At 69.8% G+C, this 17,553-nt stretch carries 16 protein-coding genes; 8 read left to right on the plus strand and 8 right to left on the minus strand.

Features of this window, described 5'->3' with window-relative positions:
- Positions 1-182: 182 nt before the first annotated feature.
- The 8 genes from GEV28_RS13500 to GEV28_RS13535 all read right to left on the minus strand — a co-directional run bounded on the left by GEV28_RS13500 (position 183) and on the right by GEV28_RS13535 (position 9,158).
- Positions 183-2,573 carry a tetratricopeptide repeat protein gene (locus GEV28_RS13500; protein WP_291412236.1) on the minus strand — a complete coding sequence of 797 codons (2,391 nt, stop codon included), beginning with the start codon at positions 2,571-2,573 and terminating at the stop codon, positions 183-185.
- A 39-nt stretch (positions 2,574-2,612) separates the two neighbouring features.
- Positions 2,613-3,218, minus strand: a complete 606-nt coding sequence (locus GEV28_RS13505; RefSeq protein WP_291412238.1) for a DUF6879 family protein — start codon at positions 3,216-3,218, stop codon at positions 2,613-2,615.
- Entirely contained in the window at positions 3,211-3,480 is a 270-nt protein-coding gene (locus tag GEV28_RS13510) for a hypothetical protein (protein ID WP_291412240.1), read from the minus strand. The genes GEV28_RS13505 and GEV28_RS13510 overlap by 8 nt, the downstream gene beginning before the upstream one ends.
- Positions 3,481-3,653: 173 nt before the next feature.
- Complete coding sequence (locus tag GEV28_RS13515) at positions 3,654-4,274, minus strand: lactate utilization protein C (protein ID WP_291412242.1); 621 nt, start codon at positions 4,272-4,274, stop codon at positions 3,654-3,656.
- The gene (locus tag GEV28_RS13520; RefSeq protein WP_291412244.1) at positions 4,267-5,706 is read right to left on the minus strand and encodes a LutB/LldF family L-lactate oxidation iron-sulfur protein; all 1,440 of its coding nucleotides are present in this window, start codon (positions 5,704-5,706) and stop codon (positions 4,267-4,269) included. Before GEV28_RS13520 ends, GEV28_RS13515 begins: the two co-directional genes overlap by 8 nt.
- Positions 5,688-6,398, minus strand: coding sequence for a (Fe-S)-binding protein (locus GEV28_RS13525; RefSeq protein ID WP_291412337.1), 711 nt, complete (start codon positions 6,396-6,398; stop codon positions 5,688-5,690). Before GEV28_RS13525 ends, GEV28_RS13520 begins: the two co-directional genes overlap by 19 nt.
- A 45-nt stretch (positions 6,399-6,443) precedes the next feature.
- The gene (locus tag GEV28_RS13530; RefSeq protein ID WP_291412247.1) at positions 6,444-7,301 is read right to left on the minus strand and encodes a fumarylacetoacetate hydrolase family protein; all 858 of its coding nucleotides are present in this window, start codon (positions 7,299-7,301) and stop codon (positions 6,444-6,446) included.
- Between the two features lie 48 nt (positions 7,302-7,349).
- Complete coding sequence (locus GEV28_RS13535) at positions 7,350-9,158, minus strand: alpha-L-fucosidase (protein ID WP_291412249.1); 1,809 nt, start codon at positions 9,156-9,158, stop codon at positions 7,350-7,352.
- A 165-nt stretch (positions 9,159-9,323) separates the two neighbouring features.
- On the opposite strand from GEV28_RS13535, the gene GEV28_RS13540 reads away from it, so the two are divergent.
- The 8 genes from GEV28_RS13540 (at position 9,324) to GEV28_RS13575 (ending at position 17,439) form a co-directional block, all read left to right on the plus strand.
- A complete protein-coding gene (locus GEV28_RS13540) occupies positions 9,324-10,109 on the plus strand; it encodes a bifunctional 2-polyprenyl-6-hydroxyphenol methylase/3-demethylubiquinol 3-O-methyltransferase UbiG (protein WP_291412251.1) in 786 nt (261 codons plus the stop codon).
- 109 nt (positions 10,110-10,218) lie between these two features.
- Positions 10,219-11,805: an AMP-binding protein gene (locus GEV28_RS13545; protein WP_291412253.1), complete on the plus strand. Its 1,587-nt coding sequence runs from the start codon at positions 10,219-10,221 to the stop codon at positions 11,803-11,805.
- The gene (locus tag GEV28_RS13550) at positions 11,802-13,028 is read left to right on the plus strand and encodes an acyl-CoA dehydrogenase family protein (RefSeq protein ID WP_291412255.1); all 1,227 of its coding nucleotides are present in this window, start codon (positions 11,802-11,804) and stop codon (positions 13,026-13,028) included. The genes GEV28_RS13545 and GEV28_RS13550 overlap by 4 nt, the downstream gene beginning before the upstream one ends.
- A gap of 21 nt (positions 13,029-13,049) precedes the next feature.
- Positions 13,050-13,799 (plus strand): enoyl-CoA hydratase/isomerase family protein, encoded by a 750-nt coding sequence (locus tag GEV28_RS13555; protein WP_291412257.1) that lies wholly within the window; start codon positions 13,050-13,052, stop codon positions 13,797-13,799.
- Positions 13,800-13,813: 14 nt separating this feature from the next.
- Entirely contained in the window at positions 13,814-14,752 is a 939-nt protein-coding gene (locus tag GEV28_RS13560; protein WP_291412259.1) for a VOC family protein, read from the plus strand.
- On the plus strand, positions 14,752-15,702 hold the full coding sequence (locus GEV28_RS13565; RefSeq protein ID WP_291412261.1) for an acyl-CoA dehydrogenase: 951 nt from the start codon (positions 14,752-14,754) through the stop codon (positions 15,700-15,702). Before GEV28_RS13560 ends, GEV28_RS13565 begins: the two co-directional genes overlap by 1 nt.
- 168 nt (positions 15,703-15,870) lie before the next feature.
- Positions 15,871-16,473, plus strand: coding sequence for an FHA domain-containing protein (locus tag GEV28_RS13570; RefSeq protein ID WP_291412263.1), 603 nt, complete (start codon positions 15,871-15,873; stop codon positions 16,471-16,473).
- A gap of 366 nt (positions 16,474-16,839) precedes the next feature.
- On the plus strand, positions 16,840-17,439 hold the full coding sequence (locus tag GEV28_RS13575) for an N-acetyltransferase (RefSeq protein WP_291412265.1): 600 nt from the start codon (positions 16,840-16,842) through the stop codon (positions 17,437-17,439).
- Positions 17,440-17,553 lie beyond the last annotated feature (114 nt).

Below are 17,553 nucleotides of genomic sequence, written 5' to 3' on the forward strand. Positions count from 1 at the left end.
ACCTGTCCACCGCAACCAAGTGGGGTCTGGACACGCTTGACGCGATGACGCGCCTGTTCACCACCGGTGCGTGGCTCCCGCCTGCCCTCACCCCCGACATCACCGCCGTGTAATCACGCCACCAAGGCTGAACAGCTACCCGGCGTGTCGCCGATCTCACCGCACCGTGTGCGCGTCGGTGGTCAGTCCCGGTCCGCAAGAGCGTTCTCGATGCGTTGCTCATCGCGCCGGGCGCGTGGATCGTCGAATGCCCGAAGCAGGGTGAGCGCCTCGCGCAGGCACGTCGCCGACTCGGCGGCGTCCTCGATGCCCGACAGTGCTGCCCCCAGGTGCTCCAGAGCCACTGCCAGATGCCATCTCTCGTCGAGGTCGCGAAATGTGGCGACCGCGAACCGATGAAACCCGATCGCCTCGTCGTGCCGGCCCAGCCGCTGATACGCCGCCCCGGTGGCGTCGAACACCACGGCTTCCCTGCTGCGGTCGCCCAACCGGCGCTGCAACACCGCGGCGCGTTGGTAGGCCACGAGCGCCTCCGCCGGGTCATCGAGCGACATCTTGACCTGACCCAGCTCGAGCAGCCAGAACGCCTCCCATGCGGGGTTCTTGCGCTCCCGTGCGATCGACAGCGCCGCGTCGATGAACTCGTTCGCCCTCGGGTAGTCGCCGACGGACCGGCACACGTGGCTGAGGCCGCGCAACGCGTCACCCGCACTGCCGTGCACGGAGAGGCGCCGGAAGCCGTCGAGTGCCTTACCGAGCAGGTCCCTGGCTTCGTCGAACCGTTCCAACTCGACGAGGACGTTCGCGATGTTGTTGCTCGACACGGCCGTCCAGTACTCGTCGGAGATCTCGATCGCGATCGCGTTCGTCCGCTGGAACAGACGAAGTGCCTCGCCGAGGCTCCGACTGCGCAAATGCATCAGACCGAGCGCGTTCGTGGATGTCGCTTCGCCAACCAGGTCCCCTAGTTCGCGACGTATCTCCAGTGCACCTGACTGTAGTTCCGCACCCCTGTCGCGATCCGCGTGCTGCGCGTACGCTTTCCCCAGACTTTCCAACATCTCGGCCTCACCGCTACGATCCCGCAACCGGCGAACCGACTCCAGCCCGATCGAGCTCGTGCTGATCCAGTCGTCGAAATAGTTGTACCGAGCGTAGATCTCGCGCAACGTAGCTGAGAGCAGCCATGCTATGTCGTCCATCTCGGCTTCTCTTGCTCTGTGCACGACCGAGAGCAGGTTGTCCCGTTCCGCTTCGAACCAGTCCAAAGCTTCTCGATGGTCGGACAATACCGATCTGGGCACGTCGCCGGTGGTCTCCGGAAGCTCACGGGCCCTGCTCTCCGGTGCCAGCACGCGAACGGCGCCGTCAGCCGTGTGAAGGTACCAGAGGAACAAGCGCCGCGTCGTCGCCGATATCGAGTCCGCATTCTCTTCCGTGTGCACCTGGTCGACCGCGTACAGCCGGAGCAGATCATGAAACTGATATCTCTCAGGCAGTGATTGTTCGAGCAGATGCACACCTGCCAGGTCGTCCAGTACGCGGCGAACTTTTCCCACCGGCTCGTTCGAAAGTGCCGCAACCGCCACCGGGCTGAAACTAGGGCCGGGAAACAGCCCCAGCAACCGAAAGGTGCGACTGGCATCCCTTGAGAGCGCACGATAGGACCAGGCGAACACGGTGTGCACCGCAGCAGACTCGTCGTCGTCGCCAGCCGTGAGAGCATCCCACAAATTGGATTCACGCAGCTCGGCCACCAACACGCGCAACGGCGTCCGTGGCCGGCTCACGGCGCGTTCCGCCGCTATCCGCAGCGCTATCGGCAGGCGGGCGCACAACCTCGCGAGGTCGGTCAGGTCCTCCTCCGGGTCGCCCGTCCGGTACTCGGCGGTGAAGTTCCGCAGCAACGCAACAGCGTCGTCGAGCGGCAGGACATCCAGGGTCACCCGATAGGCGCCATCGCGCGCCACCAACCCCGAGAGCCTGCTGCGACTCGTGACGAGAACGAGGCATCCGGCAATGCCGGGAAGAAGCGGACGCACCTGACCTACGGTCGCCGCGTTGTCCAGTACGACCAAGAACCTGCGGTTGGCCAGGAGCGAGCGGTACAGCGCGGCGCGTTCGTCGAGTTCCGCGGGGATGGAGTCCCCGGACAGGCCCATGGCACGCAGGAAGCGATCAAGGACCTCGGCCGGACCAACCGGAGTGCCGGGATCGTAGCCGCGCAGATTGGCGTACAACTGTCCGTCAGGAAAGCGATCGACCACTTGGTGCGCCCAGTGCACCGCAAGAGATGTCTTACCGACCCCTGCCGTACCGGCGACCACCAATGTCGAAATCTGGTCGACCTTTTGACCACCCGAACCGAGCGCAAACTCCAGGAGCCCAAGATCACTGGTGCGATTGACAAATCCTCGAACATCCGCGGGCAGCTGCCTGGGAACAGGACCCGAAGACCGCCCCCACCGATGAAAATGCACGCCGCCACTCACATCACGAGCCTGCACCACTTCATCGGCGAATCCCCGTAGCTCGTTGCGGGGCTCGTCACCTCGCTCTGACTGGTTGCTCACAACTAGCTCTATCCAGTCCGCCTTGAGCCGATGCCACTGTCAACAATGCGGGATGAGACCGGCAACCTCCCGCTCGAAGTAACTGTCCAACTCCTCTCCCAGGTCATACAGATGTCGAACGAACGCCGTCCAATGCCTTACCGCGTCCACCTCCGTCGACTTCACGGCTCCCTGCAAAGTCCCACTCTCATCGTATACGACTTGATAGACGACCTTGTCGCCGATCAAGAACAGTTCGGGCAACGGTCCGTCCCGTTCGAACGGCGCGACGTGAGAACCGTCGACGACCCTGATCTTCCCACCACACCGATGGCGAATATCGAGTGAGCTCAACTCCCAGAGCAGGTATGCGCTGACCGGCTTCTCCACGACTCGCACCCGTCGAACCTCGATCCCGTTCCGCGCCATCCGACGTTCGTAGTCGGCGATACTCTTGCGGCGGGACTCCAGGATCCTGAGGGACTCGTGCCACTGGCCGCGCCGGGACGCCGCCCAACTCTCGTCTTCCGGTTCGACGAACTCCTGCCGGCGTTCGAACTTCCAGCTCACCCCGCGATTGTCCGTCCAGAACTCACGCCGAAAGTCGTCGAAGTACTCATCCGGCAACATCATCCCGCCCGCGATCTGAACGCCGGGCTCACTCATCGGGAATGTCCACCTTCGCCGCACGCAACATCACCCCCGGTATCACGACCAATCGTTCGTCTACTCCAACATGGACACCCTGGGGCAGTCTCGACCCATAGGCATTTGTCAGATCTCGACCAATGACCGCCACGTCACCGTTCTCCAGTTCCCAGATATCGGGGCAAGAAGGATCGTCATTCGTATTATGGAGCTCAAGAGCGGACTTTCCCAGACGCCGCTTGAAGCCGACGCTCGCATCCGCCTCCCATATACGCGCCATCGGATGCCCCTCTCAGGTGCAGCGACACTTGTTCGGATGTTACCGGCGGAGTCATCCCCCGCACAATCCTATTCACCCGTTTGGCGGTTGACTTGGATGCCAAGTCATTGCCGGATAAAGCTCATCTTCGTGCACCAAATAAGTGCGCTACCTGGTATCAGCGTGCGGTCAGATCAATCCGCGATGAGGACTTCCAGGTTTCTCGGGCCGTGCACGCCCTCCACACGGTCCAACTCGATGTCGCTCGTCGCGCTGGGGCCGCTGATGAAGGTCAGCGGGCTCGTCGGGTTCAGGCGGGCCAACGCCTCAGGGACCGTGCCGACTATCTGGGACGCCTCGACCACGCACAGGTGGTAGTCCGGGAGCAGGGTCAGGGCCCGCCGGCCCTGGGCCGAACCCGCGTCCAAGACGATGGTGCCCGTCTCGGCTATCGCCACCGCGCACCCCGTCAGCACGCCGTCGGACTGGTCCAGCACCCGCCGGGCCAGTGGGTGGGCCGGGGCGTCCAGCGACCAGACGACCTCCCCCACCCGCCACCACCCGGGGAGGTCCGTCGGGGCGACCATCTTCCGGGCGCCGCGGGCACGCAGGGACGACTCGATCGCCGACGGCAACGAGTCCTCGCGCACGCGGCGGACCGCGGCGCGGTAGTCGGCGACCCGCTCGGCGAACAACGCCACCACGTCACCGACGTCGCGCGCGCGGAAGTAGTCGCGACGCACGGCGGGCGGCGAGGGGTGGTCGGACAGGGCCTTGCGGATGCGACGCAGGACGACGTCGCGGGAGTCAGCCACGAGTCCTCCGCCACCACGCCGAGAACGACTCCGCGGGCGGCGCCGGCACGTCGCGCGAGTCCGTCCACCTCGAACCCGGCCACGGCAGGCGTTTGATCCGGCCCCGGCGGGCGACCAGCCGGGCGAGAGACGCCAGCCGTTGGGCGACCCGGAACCGGCGGGTGCCGGACATCACCCAGGACGCCGCGGCCATCGCGACCGCCTCGGGCGCGTACGGGCCCTTCGCGTCGACCGCCTTGTTCCGCAGGTGCACCAGCACCTCGGGAATGTCGATGCGGACCGGGCACGCCTCGAAACACGCACCGCACAACGACGACGCGAACGGCAGCGAATGCAGCAGCGCGTCGGTGGCGGGATCGCCAGAGCCGGCGCCCAGCTGGGGCGTCAGGATCGCGCCGATGGGGCCCGGGTACACCGAGCCGTACGCCTGCCCGCCCGTCCGCTCGTAGACCGGGCACACGTTCAGGCACGCCGAGCACCGGATGCACCGCAGCGCCTGGCGGCCCACCCGGTCGGCGAGCGTCGCGGTGCGGCCGTTGTCCAGCAGCACCAGGTGAAACGCGCGCGGGCCGTCGCCGGGCGTCACGCCGGACCACACCGACGTGTACGGGTTCATCCGCTCGGCCGTGGACGAGCGGGGCAGCAGCTGGAGGAACACCTCCAGGTCCTGCCACGTGGGCACCAGCTTCTCGATGCCCATCACGGTGATCAGCGTCTCCGGCAGCGTCAGGCACATCCGCCCGTTGCCCTCGGACTCCACCACCACGACCGAACCCGTGTCCGCCACGGCGAAGTTGGCCCCGGAGATCGCCACCTTCGCCGACAGGAACTTGCGCCGCAGGTGCGTCCGCGCCGCCTCCGCCAGCTCGGCCGGGCGGTCCGTGACGGCCGACGCCCCAGGCATGGTCCGGCGGAAGATGTCCCGGATCTCCGAGCGGTTGCGGTGGATGGCCGGCACCAGGATGTGCGACGGCCGGTCGTCACCGAGCTGGACGATCAGCTCCGCCAGGTCGGTCTCGATCGCGGTGACGCCGCCGGCCTCGAGCGCCTCGTTGAGACCGATCTCCGCGGTGGCCATGGACTTGACCTTGACCACCTCGCGCGCACCCGCGTCGCGGACGAGACCGAGCACGATCTCGTTGGCCTCGTCGGCGTCCCGGGCCCAGTGGACCACCCCGCCCCGCGCGGTGACCGACGCCTCCAACTGTTCCAAGTAGACGTCCAAATGCGACAGCACATCGTCCTTGACGGCCTCGCCGGCCAGCCGCAGCCGCTCCCAGTCGGGCAGCTCGGCCACCGCCGCGGCCCGCTTGGTGCGAATGGTCGACGTGGCGTGCGCGAGGTTGCCGCGCAGCTGCGTGTCGGCGAGCGCGATTCTGGCTGCGTGCGGGAAGGTGGGACTGCCCAGCCAGGTCACCGGGTTGCGGCCCATGGCTCCTCCTCCGTGCTGGCCAGGATCTCCGCGAGATGCAGCGCCCGCACCCCGGTGTTCAGCCGGGACAGCCCGCCGCCGATGTGCATCAGGCACGAGTTGTCACCCGCGGTGACCACCTGCGCGCGGGTGTCGAGGACGTTGCGCATCTTGTCGGCGAGCATCGCGGTGGACGTCTCCGCGTTCTTCACCGCGAACGTGCCGCCGAACCCGCAGCACTCGGTCTGTCCGGGCAGCTCCTCCAGGTCGAGCCCGCGCACCGCACGCAGCAGCGACAGCGGCTTGTCCCCCACCCCGAGCATGCGCAGCGAGTGGCAGGTCGGGTGGTAGGTGACCCGGTGCGGGAAGTACGCGCCGACGTCGGTCACGCCGAGCACGTCGACGAGGAACTCGGACAGCTCGTAGGTCCGCGCGGCGACCGACCGGGTCGACCGGTGCAGCCCCGGGTACAGGTCGCGGACCATGCCGACGCACGAGCCGGACGGCGCGACCACCGCGTCGTAGCCGTCGAACGTCCGCGCGGTCCGCCGGGCCAGCGTGGTGGCCTGCCGCCGGTAGCCGGTGTTGTAGTGCATCTGGCCGCAGCAGGTCTGCGCCGCCGGGAACTCGACGGCGCAGTCCAGCCGCTCCAGGAGCCGGACCACCGCGCGCGCGGTGTCCGGGAAGAACGTGTCGGTGAGACACGTCGCCATCAACGCGACCCGCGTGGTCAACGCTCTCCTTCCAGAAGCCCCGGCTCAGGCCTTCGCGAGCACCTGCCGCTGCCGGCCCAGCCCGTCGATCTCGATCTCCATCACGTCGTCGACCGAAAGGTACGGGAACCGGCCCGAGAGCGCGACGCCCTGCGGGGTGCCGGTGTTGAGCAGGTCGCCCGGCTCGAGCACCATGAACTGGGACAGGTGGTGGATCAGCTCGGCCACGCCGAACACCATGTCCGCGGTGGTCGAGTCCTGCCGGGCCTCGTCGTTGACGAACGAGCGCAGCCCCAGCGCCTGCGGGTCCGCCACCTCCTCGGCCGGCACCAGCCACGGGCCGAGCGGGTTGAACGTCTCGCAGCACTTGCCCTTCGACCACTGTCCACCGGAGACCGACGGGTCGAGCTGGAAGTCCCGCTCGGACACGTCGTTCGACAGCACGTAGCCGGCCACGTGCGACAGCGCGTCGCCGACCGAGTCGAGGTAGCGGGCCCGCCGGCCGATGACCACGCCGAGCTCGACCTCCCAGTCGACCTTCACCGCGCCGCGCGGCACCAGCACGTCGTCGAAGGGGCCGACGACCGTGTTGGGGTGCTTGAAGAACACCACCGGCTGCGCGGGCGGCTGGGCGCCCGTCTCGGCGGCGTGCGCGGCGTAGTTCATCCCGACGCAGACCACCGCGGGCGGGCGGGCGATCGGCGCGCCCACCCGCTCCCCCGCGATGTCCTCGGCCGGCAGCTCACCCGCCGCCAGCGCCGCCCGCACCCGGGCGAGGCCGCCGCCCGCGAGGAACGCCCCGTCGACGTCGGCGGTCAGGCCGGCGAGCCCGAAGGCCCGGTCCTCGTCATCCAGCACCACCGGCCGTTCGGCGCCGAGGGCACCCACTCGCATGAGCCGCAAGGCAATCGCTCCCGTCCACAGATTCGTCCGACGACCACAATACGAGGGTCACGCCCGGTACAGGCGCGCGGCCGGGACCACCTCCTGGGCGATGTTCGGGCTCGACCAGATGAGCTTCATCGACGCCTCGCCGCCCTGCTCGGTCTGCTCCAGCCGGATGGCGTGCCGGTGGCCGGCCCGCAGCGCGATCGTGCCCTGGTCGACGGTCGGTCCGTGCGGGGTGGTGTTGTCGATGACCAGCCTGCCGTCGACCCACAGCCGGACGGTGTCGTCGGAGACCGTGGTGAACGTGTAGGTCTCGGTGAACGGCGCCTCGACCTGACCGGTCCACACCGACGAGAACGGCTCGGCCGGGATCGCCGGGTCGGGCGAGCCGGTGTACTTCCAGTTGTAGTTCACCCCCGGGTCCGTGCGGGTGACCGTCGGGTCGCCGGTGAACGTCGCGTTCGGCCAGAAGGACGCCGAGAGCCCGGTGCCGCGGGCCGCACCGGCCGGGCGGGCGGTTCGGACGGTCAGCTCGACCACGGTCGCGATGTCACTCGTCGGTCCGCCGGACGGGGTGATCGTCACGACGTCGCCGTCGCGGCGCGCGTCGACCCGCTGGTCGGACCCGAGCACCCGGGCGCCGGTGACCTGGAACGGGGCGAGCGCGTCGAGCCGTAGCGACCCGCCGGTGGCCGGCCAGTCGTAGACCGAGGCGTAGAGCCGGTCGCCGCGCCGGCTCACCGCGCCCCACGCCGGCTCGGCGACGATGCCCGGGGCGTGCGCGCCGTACACCGCGCGACCGTTCGTGCGCAGCCAGTCGCCCATGGTCCTCAGGCGCGACACCGACTCGGCCGGGATGCGGCCGGTCGCGTCCGGGCCGACGTTGAGCAGGTAGTTGCCGCTGCGCCCGGCGATGCCGGCGAGGTTGCGGGTGAGCTCGGTGGGCGACTTCCAGTTGGTGTCCCACCTCGCGAAGCCCCACGAGCCGTTGAGCGTCATGCAGCTCTCCCACAGCTGGCCGGCGACCGGCGCGTCGGGGATCTCCTGCTCGGGCGTGCCGGTGTCGCCGTCGACGACGCGGCGCTTGCCGACCCGGTTGTTGATCACGATGTCGGGGCTCAGCGAGCGGACGTAGGCCTCCAGGCGCTCGCCGTCGCGGTCGGTCCACGGGTTGTTCGGCCGGTCGGTCGACCACTCGCCGTCGAACCACAGGACGGCCGGGTCGTAGTTGTCGACCAGTTCCTTGAGCTGGGCGTACATCCGCTGCTCGTAGCGCGGGAAGGTGGCCGGGTCGGGGAAGTCGGGGTCGTGCCAGTCCCAGATGGAGTAGTAGAAGCCGAGCTTGATGCCGCGCTTCTCGGTGGCCGCCTTGAGCTCCGCGAGGATGTCGCGGGTGGGGTCGAACGACGAGTGGTCGCGCAGGTTCCAGTCGTTGACCTCGGTGGGCCACATGGCGTAGCCCTCGTGGTGCTTCGAGGTGATCACCACGTACTTCTGGCCGGCGTCCGCGGCGGCCTGCGCGATCGCGTCGGCGTCGAACCCGGCCGGGTCGAAGTCGGCGGCGATGCGCTCGTAGTCCTCCTTGGGGATCTGGCACTCGCGCTGGATCCACTCCGCGTTGCGGCACACCGTGCCGTCCGGCCGGGTGTACTCGCCCTCCAGGTTGGAGTAGGCGCCGAAGTGGATGAACATGCCGAAGCGGTCGTCGCGCCACCACTGGGTGCGGTCCGCGGTGAACGCGTCGTCGACGGCGTAGTTGGCGCCCGGTCCTTCCTGTGGTGCGGCGGTCGCGGGCGTTGCGGGCAGAGTCGCGGGCAGGGTCGTGACGGTCAGCAGGGTCAGTGCCGCGATGAGCCAGTGCCTGCGGGACATGGCGTTCCTCCTCGTCGAGGGTCGGCAGGGGGCACGTCCACGAACTCTAGGCACCTATACATCCGATGTAAACCGGCGAACTGGTGACTCTTGTCGAAGCGGTTCCCGCATTTCGGGTGATACATCGGATCACTCTGGACTGTTATCTCCCGTACGATCCCGCCCATGTCGGAGACTCTCAGCTGGACCACGTACGTCGACACCAAGGCACAGACCGAGCACGACCGGTTGATGCTGCTGCAAGAGGTCTTCGACCCGTTCAGCGCACGATTACTCGACCAGGCCGGAGTCGCACCCGGCTGGCGGTGCCTCGAGGTCGGCGCGGGCGCGGGCTCGGTGGCCCGGATGCTCGCCGACCGGGCCGGTGCCGCCAACGTCACGGCCACCGACATGAGCACCCACTTCCTCGCCCCGCTCGCCGAGTCGGGCATCCGGGTGCTGCACCACGACGTGGTCGCCGACGACCAGCCGGGCGAGTTCGACGTGATCCACTCGCGGTTCGTGCTGGAGCACATCACTCGGCGGGACGAGACGATCCGGCGGATGGCGTCGTGGCTGAGGCCGGGCGGCGTGTTGATCGTGGAGTGCGGCACACCGATCCCGGAGCTGTCGAGCGACCCGGCCGTGCGACAGGGGCTCACGGCGCTGGCCACGCTGATGGCCCGGTCGGTCGGCACCGACCCCGTGTGGGCGCGGACGCTGCCGGTGCCGCTCGAGGACGCCGGCCTCGTCGAGTGCACGGCCGAGGGGCACATCATCCCGGTCCGCGGCGGCGGGGCGCTGGCGCGGTGGCTGACCGCCACGCACCGGCTGATCGAAGAGCCCGCGCTCGCGAGCGGCGTGGTCAGCCAGGAGGAGCTGGCCGACGCCTACGCCAGGTACGCGGACCCCGCCTTCGTCGACTACACCTGGCTGACCATCGGCGCGTTCGGCCGCCGACCCGCGCTCTGACCTGCGATGACCACGCTCCGCTGACGAGTCGGAGATCACCCGAGGGTGGCATCTCCGCCGGATTCGTGTTCGGATGGGGGAACGGCGCGGGGGCGCCAGCGGAGGTGTGATGCGCAAGGAGACGTTGGAGAGTTTCGTTCTCGGCGACGTCCTCCGGGCCAGGGCGGACAGCCATCGGACCGAGCCGTTCCTCAAGTTTCGGGACGGTGAGCTGTCCTACGGGGACGTCCACGTCATGGCGAACCGGCTCGCACAAGGGCTCATCGCGTCGGGTGTCAGCAAGGGCGACCACGTCGCCGTCATGCTGCCCAACTGCCCCGAGTTCGTGCCGGTGATCTTCGCGCTCGCCCGGGTGGGCGCGGTGGCGGTGCCGGTAAACACCGCGCACCGCGGAGAGCTGCTGCGGCACGTGCTGTACAGCTCGGACGCCACCACGCTCATCATCGACGGGTCCTATGTGGACAGAATGCCGCCCGCGGAGCGGTTACCGGGGCTCGGCCGGACCATCGTCAGGAACCCCGACAGCAAGGCCGCCGTGCCGCTCGCGAGCCTGCTCGACCACGGCGACGACGAGCCGCGTGCGGGCGTGGTGTTCTCGGACCTGCAGGCGATCATGTACACGTCGGGCACGACCGGCCCGTCCAAGGGCGCCATGTGCTCCCACGCGCTGGCCCTGACCTGCGCGTACGACTCGCTGAACTTCCTCGACCGGTGGGGCAGGACGATCTACTGCCCGCTGCCGCTGTTCCACGCGGCGGGCCTGTGGGACGGGATGATGTCGGCGCTGCTGTCCGGCGGCGCGCTCGCCGTGGTCGACCGGTTCAGCGCGTCCCGGTTCTGGGACGACGTCCGGTACTTCGACGCGCAGGTCGCGATGAGCGTGTTCTCGATGATCCCGATCCTGCTGGGCCGCGAGCCGACCGACCGGGACCGCGACCATCCGCTGGAGATGTTCTACATGGGCAAGTCCGTGCTGGACGCGCCGCTGCGCGAGCGGTTCGGGGTGCGCTCGGTGGAGACCTACACCTCCACCGAGGCGGGCATCGCCACCGGCAGCCCGTACGGCGAGTGGCGGCTCGGCTCCTGCGGCACCGTCCACGACGAACGGTTCCACGCCGCCGTGGTCGACGAGCACGACCGCGAGGTCGAGCCCGGTGAGCCGGGTGAGCTGGTGTTGCGGCCCAAGCAGCCGTTCGTGATCACCAGCGGCTACTACGGCGCGCCGGAGGCGACCGCGGAGACGTTCCGCAACCTGTGGTTCCACACCGGGGACAAGGTGTGGCGCGACGAGGACGGCTACTTCTACTTCCTCGACCGCATGAAGGACTCGATCCGCCGGCGCGGCGAGAACATCTCCGCGTTCGACCTCGAGTGCGAGGTCAATATGCACCCGGCGATCCTGGAGAGCGCGGCGATCGGGGTGCCCTCCGACCTCGAGGACGAGGACGTGAAGCTCGCGGTCGTCCTGCGGCCGGGCACCTCGCTGGACCCCGAGGAGCTGGTGGAGTTCTGCACCGAGCGGCTGCCGAGGTTCATGGTGCCGCGCTACGTCGAGTTCGTCGACGCGCTGCCGCGCACCCCCACCGACAAGGTCGCCAAGTACCGGCTGCGCGCCGAGGGCGACCACGGCATCACATCGTCCACATGGGACCGTGAGGGCGACGCGAGTCCCGCCGGACAGGAGAGGACGGCATGAACTGGGAGGACACTCCCGAGGAGGCGGCGTTCCGTGAGGAGGTCCGCGCGTTCGTCGCCGACCAGTTCCCCGCCGCGTACCGGCCGGACACCGAGGCGGAGCACAGCCTCGAGCCGGAGGACGTGTGGGGCTACAACTGGCCCGCGGACCGGGCGAGCGAGGACCCGGCGCGCCGCGAGGGCGCCCGGCAGTGGGCGGCGGCGCTGGCCGAGCGCGGGTGGATCACCCCGCACTGGCCCTACGAGTACGGCGGCGCCGGCCTGTCCGCCTTGCAGGAGTTCATCCTGCAGGAGGAGATGATGCGGGCACGGGTGCCGACGGTGAACGGGATCGGCGCGTTCCTGCTCGGCCCGACGCTGCTGGCGCACGGCACCGACGAGCAGAAGGCCGAGCACCTGCCGCCGATCGCGCGCGGCGAGCGGACCTGGGCACAGGGCTTCTCCGAACCGGGCGCCGGCTCGGACCTGGCGTCGCTGCGCACGAAGGCGGTCCGGGACGGGGACGACTACGTGGTGAACGGGCAGAAGGCGTGGACCTCGCTCGGCCAGCACGCGGACTGGCTGTTCGTGCTGGTGCGCACCGATACCGAGGCACCCAAGCACAAGGGCATCACGTTCCTGCTGGTGGACGTGGCGACCCCGGGCGTGACGGTCCGCCCGATCACCGACATCCGCGGTGACGCGCCGTTCGCGGAGATCTTCTTCTCCGACGCGCGCGTCCCGGTCGCGAACCGGGTCGGCGAGGAGAACCGCGGCTGGTACATCGCGATGACCGCGCTGAGCTTCGAGCGGGCCGGCATCGGCGCCACCGTCAAGTTCGAGCAGGCACTGTCCACTTTGGTCTCCTATGTGAAGGAGGGCGGCGAGTTCCTGCGGCCGGACCGGGCCCGGCTGCGGCACGAGATCGCGCGGCGCTACGCGGAGGTCCGGGTGCTGTACAACCTGGCCCGCTACACGGTGTCCAAGCAGGTCAGTGGCGAGGTCCCGGGGTACGAGGCGTCGGTGAACCAGCTGTTCGGCGCGGAGCTGGCGAGCCGGCTCGCGCGCACCGGCGCGGAGGCGTTCGGACCGTACGCGCAGCTGTGGGGGCGCGACGGCGCGCCGCTCGGGGCCGCGTTCACCCACCTGCGACTCGACTCGGTGGCCGCCACTTTCCTCGGCGGCACAACGGAGATCCAGCGCAACGTGATCGCGACCCGCGGGCTCGGCCTGCCGAAGAGTTGACCCTGTCGGAAGATGGAGAACATGGCATACGAAACCCTTGACGTGCAGATCGACGAGCGGGTCGCGTGGATCACGCTCAACCGGCCGGACAAGCTGAACGCGCTGACCCCCGCCTCGATGACCGAGCTGCGTACGGTCTTCACCGAGATCGACGACGACGAGGACGTCCACGTCGCGGTGCTGCGGGGCGCCGGGGAGCGCGCGTTCTGCGCCGGCATGGACGTGGTCTGGTCGGAGGGCCTCACGCCGAAGGAGCGCATCGAGCAGGGCAGGCTCGGCGAGAAGACGTTCGCGATGATCGAGCGGTCGGCCATCCCGGTCATCGCGGCCGTGCACGGCTACGCGGTCGGCGGCGGGCTGGAGCTGGCACTCGCCGCGGACTTCATCGTGGCCGCGGACGACGCCAAGCTGGGGCTGGTCGAGATCACGCTGTCCGCGCGGCCGCCGTACCAACCGAAGTTCATGAACGGCGGGCCCGACCCGGACCAGCCGGCGTTCGGCGGCTCGGCGCCCGGGTGGGGCGGGGTGAAGCGGCTGCCGAAGCGGGTCGGCAAGGCACGCGCCAAGGAGATGCTGTTCACCGGGATCCGGCTGGACGCGGCGCGGGCGCTGGAGCTCGGGCTGGTCAACAGCGTGTTCCCGGCCGGGGAGTTCGACAAGCACGTGGGTGAGCTGGCCGAGCGGATCGCCGCGATGAACCGCTACAACCTGCGCCTGGTCAAGGAGCTCGTGGACAACGAGTACGACTGGATCGAGCCGCACCCCAGCTGATCTCGGAGGATCTCATGCGTATCTACCGGATCGACCATGTCGCCCAGCTCGTGCCCGACCTCGACGCGCAGGTCTCGAAGCTGTCGAAGGTGTTCGGGTTCCGCCCGGTCGCACGCTGGGACAACCCCGACGCGGGCACCCGCGGGGTCCGGCTCGAGATCCCCGGCAGCTGGGGGCACACGTGGCTGGTGCTCTCCCCCGCCGGCACGTCCTCGCCGCTGCGGACGTGGCTGGACGAGCACGGCGGGCGGGGCGGGTTGCACCACGTCGGCGCGGAGGTGCCGGACCTGGACGCCGCGCTGTCCGAGCTGTCCGACCGCGGCATCAAGCTGACCGACGGGGTGCCGGGCAAGTGGGCGGAGGCGTCGCTGTCGCCGCCGGAGCACGGGTCGGGCGTGCTGTTCCGGCTGCGCGGCCCCGGCACCCTGGCGATGTGCGGCGACGACTCGCCTGTTGCGGTCCCTCCGTCCATTGTGGAGGATCCAACGCTCGGGGTGGTGGCGCTGGACCACATCTGCCAGGCGTTCCTCGACCGCGACGAGCTGGCCCGCTGGTACGCCGACCTGGCCGGGTTCGTGCAGGTGTGGCGCACGGCCGACGACGAGCATCCCGACATGGCCGACCTGGTGCTGAACGTGCCGGGGTCGAGCATCTGCTGGGAGGTGATCATGCCGCGCGGGAAGGACTCGTTCATCGAGAAGTTCCTCTCTCGCAACGGGGCCGCGGCCCACCACGTGACCTTCCAGGTGGCCGACTGGGATGCCGCTTTGGAAGCCTGCCGTCATCACGACGTCCCGACGTTCGACGACGAGCAGGGCGTGACGGACGGGGCGGCGTGGAAGCACACGTTCATCCACCCCAAGCAGACCGGCGGCGTGCTGGTGCAGCTGTTCTGGGAGGAGCGGCCGGGCGTGTGGGTGCGGTCGGACAAGGTCGCGCCGGTGGCCCGCTGATGGACCTGACGCTGACGGAGGACCAGGAGCTGATCCAGCGCACGGCGCGGGAGTTCCTGGCCGCGCACGACGGCGCGTCGGCACGGTTCGTCGCCGCCGACCCGGCCGGGTACTCGGCCGGGGTGTGGAAGGAGATCGTCGAGCTGGGCTGGACCGGGCTCGCGTTCGACGAGTCGTTGGGCGCGGGGTTCCTGGAGGCGTGCCTGCTGGTCGAGGAGCTCGGCCGGTTCGCGGTGCCGTCGCCGCTGGCGTCGGCGGTGTCCTGCGGGATGGCCGTCGAGTCGCTGCGGGACGAGGTCGCCGCCGGCCGGGTGTACACCTTCGCGTCCGCTGTGGACGGTGTGGCTTCGCTGGTCCCGTACGCGGCGTCGGCGGACGGGTTCGTGGTGGCCGACGGGGACTCGGTGACGGTCGTGTCCGAGGCCGCGGACATCACCAGGCAGGACGTGATCGGGCTCGAACCGAAGTACCGGGTGCGGTTCTCCGCCCCGGGCACGCCCGTCGACGTCGACCCCGCGCTGGTCGCGTCGTTCGGGGCGGCGGCGGTGTGCGCGGAGATGGTGGGTGGCGCGCAGGCCGTGCTGGACGCGACGGTCTCCTATGCCTCGCAACGGGAGCAGTTCGGCAAGCCGATCGGCGCGTTCCAGGCGGTGCAGCACCACTGCGCGAACATGGCGATCGACGTGCTGGGGGCCAGGTTCATCGCGTACGAGGCGATCTGGCGGTTGGGCCGCGGCCTGCCGGCCGCGACGGAGGTGGCGGTGGCGAAGAGCTGGGTGTCCGAGGCGTACCAACGCGTGTGCGCGCTGGGCCACCAGGTCCACGGCGCGATCGGCTTCACCGCCGAGCACGACCTGCATTACTACACCCGCCACGCCATCGCGAGCGCCCTGTCCTACGGCGACCCCGACACCCACACCGAGGCCCTGGCCCACCACCTGGGCCTGTAACCCCTCGCGAGTCCAACGCTCGCGACCTCCGAGTCCAACGCTCCGGTACCGCGAGTTCGCCCCCCGCGGGGGACTCGCCGGTTCCGAGTGGGGGACTCGCGGGTTCGGGAGGGGTCCCGGGCACCCGACCTACCGTGGGCCGACGGTCGGCGACGGAGGGTTCAGCGGGTGAACGACGGGATTGCGGCGTTGGCGCCGGGGCACCACAGCCTGGCCTTCGGCAGTGACGACGCGGCGCCCGGCGGGCTGCTCGCGCTGTCGATGTCCGGGGGCATCCGGGTGCGGCCTGCCGAGGGCCGATCCGTCTACTTCGGACGCAACTTCGAGGACGTGCACGTCGGCATCGGCGTGGACGACCGCCGGGTGAGCCGCCGGCAGGGCACCCTCACCTGCCGGGGCGGGCGCTGGTGGGTCGGCAACACCGGCAGCCGGCCGATCCGGCTGCCGAACTCCCGGTGGCTGCACCGCGACGGCGAGGAGGTGCCGCTCGCGCCCGGCTACACGCCGCTGTTCGTGCCGGGCTCCGGTGCGCGGGAGCACCTGCTCGAGCTGTACGTCGTCGGCCAGGACGGCGGCCCGCCGCGGCCGAGCCCCACCGCCGCGACCGAGCGGGTGACGACCTGGCGGCTGAGCCCCGACGAGCGGCTCGCCGTCGTCGTGCTCGGCCAGCGGTACCTGCTGCACGAGGCGAGCCCGCAGCCGCTGACCTGGCAGCAGGCCACGAGCCAGCTCGCGAGCTGGCGCCCGGCCGGTGGCGCGAGGGCAAGCTGAAACACCTGGTCGAGGACCTGCGGCTGCGGCTGTCCCGCAACGGCGTCGGCGGGCTGCGCAAGGACGAGGTGCCCGAGCCGATCGGCAACGCGCTCAACGACAACCTGCTCCGCGAGCTGGTGCGGACCGCCACACTCGTGCCACCCGACCTCGCGGTGCTCGACCTGGCGGAGTAACCGCCAGGCATCGGACAACCCGCCCCCCGGCGAGTCCAACGCCCAGAACCCCGCGGGTCGCGAACGTCGGACTCGCGGGTCGTGAGCGTCGGACTCGCGACTTCGCCGAGCGGTGGGGATCGACGGGTCGTCGCTGCCCGGCTACGAGGGACCGGTGCCCGGCGGTGAGCCGTGATCGATAATCGGCGGCGTGGGAGCAAAGATCCGAGCGTTCCGGCCGGCCGACGAGCGCGTGCTGTACGACATCTGCCTGCGCACGGGCGCAAGCGGCGAGGACGCCACCGGCATGTACCGGGACCCGGACCTGCTGGGCGCCATCTATGTCGGTCCGTACCTGCGGCCGGCCCCGACGCTGGCGTTCGTCGGGGTCGATGAGGAGGGGGTGGCCGGCTATGTGCTCGGCGTGGCCGACACCCGCCCGTTCGAGACGTCGTGCGAGCGCTCGTGGTGGCCGATGCTGCGGTCCAGCTACCCGCGGTCGCTGTTCCCGCCGGAGTCCCCGGACGGCCGGCTGGTCGACCTGATCCACCAGCCACCCACGGCGGACGAGGACGTGGTGGAGCGGTACCCGGCGCACCTGCACATCGACCTGCTGCCGCGGCTGCAGGGCAACGGGCACGGCCGGCGCCTGCTGGAGACCCTGTTCGACGCGCTCCGGGCGGCCGGCGCCCCCGGCGTGCACCTGGGCGTCGGCCTGGCCAACGAACGCGCGATCGGCTTCTACGACCGGATGGGCTTCACCGTGGTCCGCCGCCACCCCGACTCCCTGGTGATGGCCCGCCCCCTGTAACCCCCGCGAGTCCAACCCCCCAGAACCCGCGAGTCCGACGTTCGGAACGTGCGCGAATGTTGGACTCGGAGGTCGCGAGTGTTGGACTCGCGGGTCCGGAGTGTTGGACTCGCG

This window comes from Actinophytocola sp. (assembly GCF_009379765.1).
Classification (GTDB): domain Bacteria; phylum Actinomycetota; class Actinomycetes; order Mycobacteriales; family Pseudonocardiaceae; genus Actinophytocola.